The sequence below is a fragment of the Phenylobacterium sp. genome (assembly GCF_019636135.1).
GTDB lineage: Bacteria > Pseudomonadota > Alphaproteobacteria > Caulobacterales > Caulobacteraceae > Phenylobacterium.
Genome location: NZ_JAHBYD010000058.1, coordinates 1 through 6,619, shown reverse-complemented (window position 1 = coordinate 6,619; position 6,619 = coordinate 1). Strand labels below are relative to the sequence as shown.

Annotated in this window: 6 protein-coding genes; 3 read left to right on the top strand and 3 right to left on the bottom strand. The window is 71.1% G+C overall.

Translation table 11 applies throughout. The features are described from left to right. A partial coding sequence (gene infB, locus KF737_RS22340) for a translation initiation factor IF-2 (protein ID WP_296460783.1) occupies positions 1-2,049 on the top strand: 2,049 nt, incomplete at its 5' end. 666 nt (positions 2,050-2,715) lie between these two features. Here the strand turns inward: infB and KF737_RS22335 are convergent. Beyond that, positions 2,716-3,198 (bottom strand): GNAT family N-acetyltransferase, encoded by a 483-nt coding sequence (locus tag KF737_RS22335; protein ID WP_296460780.1) that lies wholly within the window; start codon positions 3,196-3,198, stop codon positions 2,716-2,718. 107 nt (positions 3,199-3,305) lie between these two features. Between KF737_RS22335 and KF737_RS22330 the strand changes: the two genes are divergently transcribed. Next, positions 3,306-3,821, top strand: a complete 516-nt coding sequence (locus tag KF737_RS22330) for a DUF2939 domain-containing protein (protein WP_296460776.1) — start codon at positions 3,306-3,308, stop codon at positions 3,819-3,821. A gap of 35 nt (positions 3,822-3,856) precedes the next feature. Further along, positions 3,857-4,648, top strand: coding sequence for a dienelactone hydrolase family protein (locus KF737_RS22325; RefSeq protein ID WP_296460773.1), 792 nt, complete (start codon positions 3,857-3,859; stop codon positions 4,646-4,648). 196 nt (positions 4,649-4,844) lie between these two features. On the opposite strand, the gene KF737_RS22320 is transcribed toward KF737_RS22325, so the two are convergent. Further along, a complete protein-coding gene (locus tag KF737_RS22320) occupies positions 4,845-5,936 on the bottom strand; it encodes an NADH:flavin oxidoreductase (RefSeq protein ID WP_296460770.1) in 1,092 nt (363 codons plus the stop codon). Positions 5,937-6,058: 122 nt separating this feature from the next. Beyond that, a partial coding sequence (locus KF737_RS22315; protein WP_296460765.1) for a CAP domain-containing protein occupies positions 6,059-6,619 on the bottom strand: 561 nt, incomplete at its 5' end.

Sequence of the window (6,619 nt, the reverse complement as noted above, 5' to 3'; positions counted from 1 at the left end):
CCGCCGGCCACGCCGGAGGTGCAACGCGCCGCCCGCCAGGCCCCGCGGCCCGGCGGCTCGGTCATGGACCGCCGCGACGACGACGATCGTCGTCGCGCGCAGGAGCCCGGCAGGGGCGCCATCAGCCGCGCCAAGGGCGCGCCCACGCGCCGCGAAGGCCGCCTGACCATCCAGACCGTCGCCGGCGACGCCGAGGGCGCCGAGCGGATGCGCAGCCTCGCCTCCGTGCGCCGCGCCCGCGAACGCGAGCGCGAGAAGCGCAAGGGCGGCGCCGTCGAGCAGGCCCGCGTGGCCCGCGAGGTCGTGATCCCCGACGTCATCACGGTGAGCGAGCTCGCCAACCGGATGGCCGTCCGGGGCGTCGAGATCATCAAGTTCCTGATGCGTCAGGGCGTGATGCTGAAGATCAACGACGTCATCGACAACGACACCGCCGAGCTGGTGGCCACCGAATTCGGCCACACCGTGAAGCGCGTGTCGGAAGCCGACGTCGAAGCGGGCTTCATCGGCGCCGAGGACCTGGACGACCACCTGGAGGCGCGGCCCCCGGTGGTGACCGTGATGGGCCACGTCGACCACGGCAAGACCTCGCTGCTGGACGCGCTGCGGTCGACCGACGTGGTGTCGGGCGAGCACGGCGGCATCACCCAGCACATCGGCGCCTATCAGGTGCGGCTGGAGAACGGCCAGAAGGTCACCTTCCTCGACACCCCGGGCCACGCCGCCTTCTCGGCGATGCGGATGCGCGGCGCCAACGTCACCGACATCGTCATCCTGGTGGTGGCGGCCGACGACGGCGTGATGCCGCAGACGATCGAGGCGATCCAGCACGCCAAGGCGGCCGGCGCGCCGATCATCGTGGCGATCAACAAGATCGACAAACCCGACGCCGACCCCACCCGCGTGATCAACGAGCTGCTGCAGCACGAGATCGTGGTGGAGAGCCTCGGCGGCGACACCCAGGCGATCGAGGTCTCCGCGACCCAGAAGATGGGCCTGGACGACCTGATCGAAGCCATCCTGCTGCAGGCCGAGGTGCTGGACCTGAAGGCCAACCCCGACCGCACGGCCGACGGCATGGTGATCGAGGCGAAGCTGGATCGGGGCCGCGGCGCGGTCTCGACCGTGCTGGTCAAGCGCGGCACGCTGAAGCGCGGCGACATCGTCGTGGCCGGCGCCAACTTCGGCCGGGTGCGCGCCCTGCTCAACGAGCGTGGCGAGCAGCTTGACGCGGCCGGGCCTTCGGTGCCGGTCGAGATCCTCGGCCTCGACGGCACGCCCGATCCGGGCGAGCCCTTCGCGGTCGTGGAGAACGACGCCCGCGCCCGCGAACTGGTCGACTACCGCACGCGTCTGAAGCGCGAGAAGGCGGGGGCTCCGGTCCAGGGCGCCTCGCTGGCCGAGATGATGGCCAAGATCACGGACAAGAAGGTCTCGGAACTGCCGCTGGTCATCAAGGCCGACGTGCAGGGCTCGGCCGAGGCCATCGTGGGCTCGCTGGACAAGATGGGCACCGACGAGGTCCGCGCGCGGATCATCCTGTCGGGCGCCGGCGCGATCAGCGAGAGCGACGTGATGCTGGCCAAGGGCGCCGGCTCGCCGATCCTCGGCTTCAACGTCCGCGCCTCGAAGCAGGCGCAGGCGCTGGCCGAGCGGGAAGGCGTCGAGATCCGCTACTACGCGATCATCTACGACCTGCTGGACGACATCAAAGGCGTGCTCTCGGGCATGCTGGCGCCGATCCAGCGCGAAACCTTCCTGGGCAACGCCGAGGTCCTCCAGGCCTTCGACATCACCAAGGTCGGCCGGGTCGCCGGTTGCCGCGTGTCGGAAGGCGTGGTCCGCAAGGGCGCCCGCGTCCGGATCGTGCGCGACAACGTCGTCATCCTGGAACTGGGCGTCCTGCAGACGCTCAAGCGCTTCAAGGACGAGGTCAACGAGGTGCCCGCGGGCCAGGAATGCGGCATGGCGTTCCAGGGCTTCCAGGACATCAAGGCCGGCGACACCATCGAGTGCTTCAACCTCGAGGAGGTGAAGCGGAGCCTCTAGGGGCGTCGCATCGCGAACAGATCGGGGCGGCTGCAGCGATGCAGCCGCCCTTTTTCTTCTAGTTCGTCATCCCGCGACTTGTTCGCGGGACCCACGAACTCAGACGAGCGTAGCGATCCGCAGCGTTACCGCCGCACCTTTCCCCGACCGCCGGTGTACTTGGGTCCCGCGAACAAGTCGCGGGATGACGTTCTGTGTTTAAGTGCGCGCAACGATGCCGGGGTAGGCGAGATGCGGCGGGGATTTGGGCCGGCGGTGCTGGCCGGCGGGCTGTTCGGGGCGGCGGCGGACCTGTGGGTGGCCTGCACGCTCTCGGGCCTGCCGCTGATGCGCATCGGCAAGGCGGTGGCCCGCGGCTGGTTCGGCCCGGCGGCGCGGGACGGCGGGACCGACGTGGCGCTGATCGGCCTCGCTTCGCACGTCGCCATCGTGCTGGTGTTCGCCGCGGTCTTCGTGGCGGCGTCGATCCGCGCGCCCGTCCTGCGGCGACTGTGGTTCGTGGCGGGGCCCCTCTACGGCGCCGGCATCTTCTGCGTGATGCGCTTCGTCGTGCTGCCGCTGTCGGCGGCGGGTACTCGATGCCGAAGCCGCCGGCCCTCTGGTGGGAGGTCGCGGGGCACCTGTTCCTGGTGGGCCTGCCCATCGCGCTCTCGGCGTGGTGGTTCGTCAGGCCCCGGCCGGGCGCGGCATCCTGAAGAAGGCGCTGGGGGTCGCAAAGCCCATGTCGCGGTCGCCTTCCCGGACCATGCCGATCCGCTCCAGCACGCGCTGCGATCCGAAGTTCTGCGGCTCGGTGAAGGCGATCAGGTAGGGCGCGTCGGTGTGGGCGAAGGCCCACTCCGCGACGGCGCGGGCGGCCTCGGTCGCCAGCCCCTGGCCCCAGAACTCCGGCCGGAAGGCGTAGCCCAGTTCGAACTCGCCGGTGGCGCGCCAGAGGCTCAGGCCCGCGCGGCCCACGAAGACGCCCTCGCGCGTGTGGACGACCCACTTCGAATGGCCGCGCCGGGCGTGCTCGGCCGCGAAGTCGGCCAGGACGGCGGCGATCTTGGCGTCGTCCCAGACGCCGCCCATGTAGCGGCCCACCTCGGGGTCGCGGTGCAGCTCGGCCAGCAGGCCGAAATCGTCGGCCGTGAAGGGACGGAACGTCATCCGCGGCGTTTCGAGGATGGGCGGTTCGGGGCCTGGCGCGTTCATCTGCGGTTTCACCTCGCCCTGGTAGCCCCTCTGTTGTAGCGCAGCTTGAGCGGAGGATGGATATGCGAGCGTTCCTGATCGCGATGGCGGCCCCCCTGATCGCGCTGGCGCTCACCGGTTGTGCGACCGTGCAGAAGCTTGATGCGGCCGGCGACGTGCATGCGCTGCTGATCTCGATCCGCGACGACGACCACGCCACCTTCGACGCGCTGGTCGACCGCAAGGCGCTCCGCCTGGAGATCGAGGACCGGCTGGTGGCCGAGGCGCGCCGCGACGGCCGCGTGCCGACCGGGCTGGCGGTGGTCCTCGCCCCGGCGCTGTCGAAGCTGGCCGGCGACACCCTGGTGCAGCCCGACGTGTTCCGTTCGGTCGCGGCCTACTACGGCTACCGGCGCGACATGCAGATCCCCGGGCCCATCGGCATCTCGACCCTGCTGCGGCCGATGCCCGACGGCCGCGTCTGCGCCGTCAGCAAGAAGGGCGGCCCCTGCCTGCTCGTCTTCGCCCACGCCCCGGACGGCCGCTGGAAGCTCTCCGGCTTCGAAGGCGACATCGGGATGCTGCGGATCAAGCGCTGATGCGGCTAAGGTCCCCCTGAATCGGGGGAAGCGGCATGACCGACGCAGCGGCGCTGGAGGGTTTCGAGAAGATCAGGTTCAAGGCGGGGCGCTGGACGCGGGACGTCTACAAGCGCGGGTCGGGTCCCGCCGTCATCGTCATCCACGAGATCCCGGGGCTGCACCCGCTGGTGCTGGCCTTCGCCGAGCGGGTGGCGGCGGCCGGTATGACGGTCTACTGCCCGAGCCTGTTCGGCACGCCCGGCAAGCCGCCCAGCCGCGGCTACGCGCTGGCCGAGGTCGCCAAGGCCTTCTGCGTGCGGCGCGAGTTCTACTTCTGGGCCCGGGACCGTTCGAGCCCGATCGTGGACTGGCTGCGCGCGCTCGCCCGGCAGGCGCACGCCGACTGCGGCGGCAAGGGCGTGGGCGCGGTCGGCATGTGCTTCACTGGCGGCTATGCGCTCGCGATGATGACCGAGCCCTCGGTGGTGGCCCCGGTGCTGTCGCAGCCCTCGATGCCCATCGCGCCGAAGACGGGCCCCGGCCGCGCCGCGTTCGACTGTTCGGCCGCCGAGATCGCCTGCGCGCGCCGGCGCTTCGAGGGCGAGGACCTCTCGATGATCGGCCTGCGGTTCAGGAGCGACGAGCTGGTCCCGAACGAGCGCTTCGCCCGCTACAAGGCCGAGTTCGGCGACCGCTTCGAAGGCTACGAGTTCGAAGACGCCGACGCCAAGCCCGCGTTCATTCCCCCGCACTCAGTGCTCACCCTGCACCTCAAGGACGACGGCCCCACCAAGGCCGCCGAGCAGCGGGTGATCCAGTTCTTCAAGGAACGGACGGGGGCGTAAGCCCACCCACGGCTGTCATCCCGGTTTCGCGAAGCGAGGACCGGGACCCAACCGTCCGGTGCTCTGAGGTTGTTATCTGGCCCCCGCCCGCCAGGGGCCGGCCCCCACCATCGACGCACCTGATGGTTGGGTCCCGGTCTTGGGCTCTGCCCAAACCGGGATGACAAGCGTTGGGGGGGTGAGGGAGTGGAAGGGCCTACGCTTCGACCGTTTCGGGCGCCTGGACGAAGCCGGGCCAGGTGGACATGTATTTCACGAAGGCCGGGCCCAGGCCCTCGTTCTCCAGGTAGGCGGCGCTCACGGGCAGGGGCGTGGGCGTGAAGGCGGGGTCGCGCGAGCGCTCGGGGAAGTCGTGGTGCAGGATCGCCGCGCGGCCGATCAGGACGTAGTCGGCGCCCTTCGCCAGCATGTCGGCGGCGATGGCGGGCGAGGTGATCTTGCCGGCGACGCCCAGGCGCACCTGGCCGCGGTCGAGGGCGGTGAAGTACGACATCAGGCTGCGGCCCTGGAACTCCGCCTCGACGGGCTCCTTCATGACGTCCCACAGGCTCATGTCGAGGTAGTCGATCTTGCCGTCGGTCAGGATCGCCTGGGCGGTCTCCAGGATCTCGGCGAGCTTCAGGCCGAACCGCTCGGGCGACAGGCGCAGGCCGAGCTGGAAGTCGGGCCGGACGCGGGCGCGCACGCCGTCGATGATCTCGCGCACGATGCGGGCGCGGTTCTCGACCGAGCCGCCGTAGCGGTCCTCGCGCCGGTTGAGCTCGGGCGAGAGGAACTGGGCCAGGATGTAGCCGTGGGCGCCGTGGATCTCGACGCCGTCGAAGCCGGCCTTCTCCGAGCGGACGGCGGCGGCCACGAAGTCCTCGACCAGTTGCTCGACCTCGCCCAGCGACAGGCCGCGCGCGCCGGTCTCGGGATCGTCGGACGGGCAGACCGGCTGGCCCACCAGGTCCTTCGGCGAGCGGGCGCCGGCGTGGTGCATCTGCAGCGCCGAGACGCTGCCCGCGGCCTTGATGGCGGCGGCGAGGCGGGTGAGGCCCGCAAGGTGCTGGTCGCCGAAGCCGCCGAGCTGGCCGGGGAAGCCCTGGCCGACGGCCTGGACGTGCGCCGCGCAGGTCATGGTGAGGCCGAAGCCGCCCTCCGCGCGCTTGGTCAGCCACCGGAACTCGTCGTCCGACAGGACGCCGTCCGGATGGCTCTGCGAGTTGGTGAGGGGCGCCAGCATGAAGCGGTTCTTCATGGCCGGGCCGCCATGGGCGAAGGACATGGGCGAGAAGAGGTCAGCCAAGACGAGGGCTCCGGAATTGCGTCGCCGCCACGGTTAGCCGCCTTCCGCGGGGTCGCGCAAACCAGCGTTTCTGCAAGGCGGTTCAGGACCAGGGCGAGCCCTGGGGATCGCGGCGTCCCGCTTCAAGTCCCCTCGGCGGCGAGGAAGATCGGGCCGCCGATCACGTCGACACGGCCGGGCGCCACGAGGCGCAGCGCGGTCAACTGCATCACGGGCGGCGCGCCTTCGACCTTTCCCAGGCGCGAGCCCTGCGGCACGGCGAGGCGCGCGCCGGCCTCCGGCGGGAGGCTGCGGATCGCGCGGCCGATCTCGGGGGCCCTGGCGTGGAAGGGCAGGGGCTCGTCCAGTTCGGCCACGGGGTTCACATAGAGGCCAACCAGCACCGCGTGGTGCGGGCCGCGGACCATGGCGTAGGCGCCGTGGGTGTGGCCGGCGCGCAGCAGGTTGCGCCAGTGGCCGGGGCTCTTCCGCCATTGGCCCATGAAGTGCTGGGCGCCTACGGGCGCGCCGGGCCCCGCGTGGTAGCCGATGTTCTCGGACGGCGAGCCGATGACGCGGCGGCTGAGCAGCCAGAAGCGGTGGCTGGGGTCGAAGCCCTCGGGCGACAGGTGCTCGACGTAGCCGCGCGCCGCGAGGTCGCCCGCGTGGGCGCGGGCGGCCTTCTCGAGGTCGTCGTGCCAGGC

Excerpts from the sequence above, each read along its gene's own strand:
- KF737_RS22335 (WP_296460780.1), bottom strand. The coding sequence starts at position 3,198 with ATGACGTTCCGTCCCTTCACGGCCGACGATTTCGGCCTGCTGGCCGAG.
- KF737_RS22330 (WP_296460776.1), top strand. The coding sequence starts at position 3,306 with ATGCGAGCGTTCCTGATCGCGATGGCGGCCCCCCTGATCGCGCTGGCG.
- KF737_RS22325 (WP_296460773.1), top strand. The coding sequence starts at position 3,857 with ATGACCGACGCAGCGGCGCTGGAGGGTTTCGAGAAGATCAGGTTCAAG.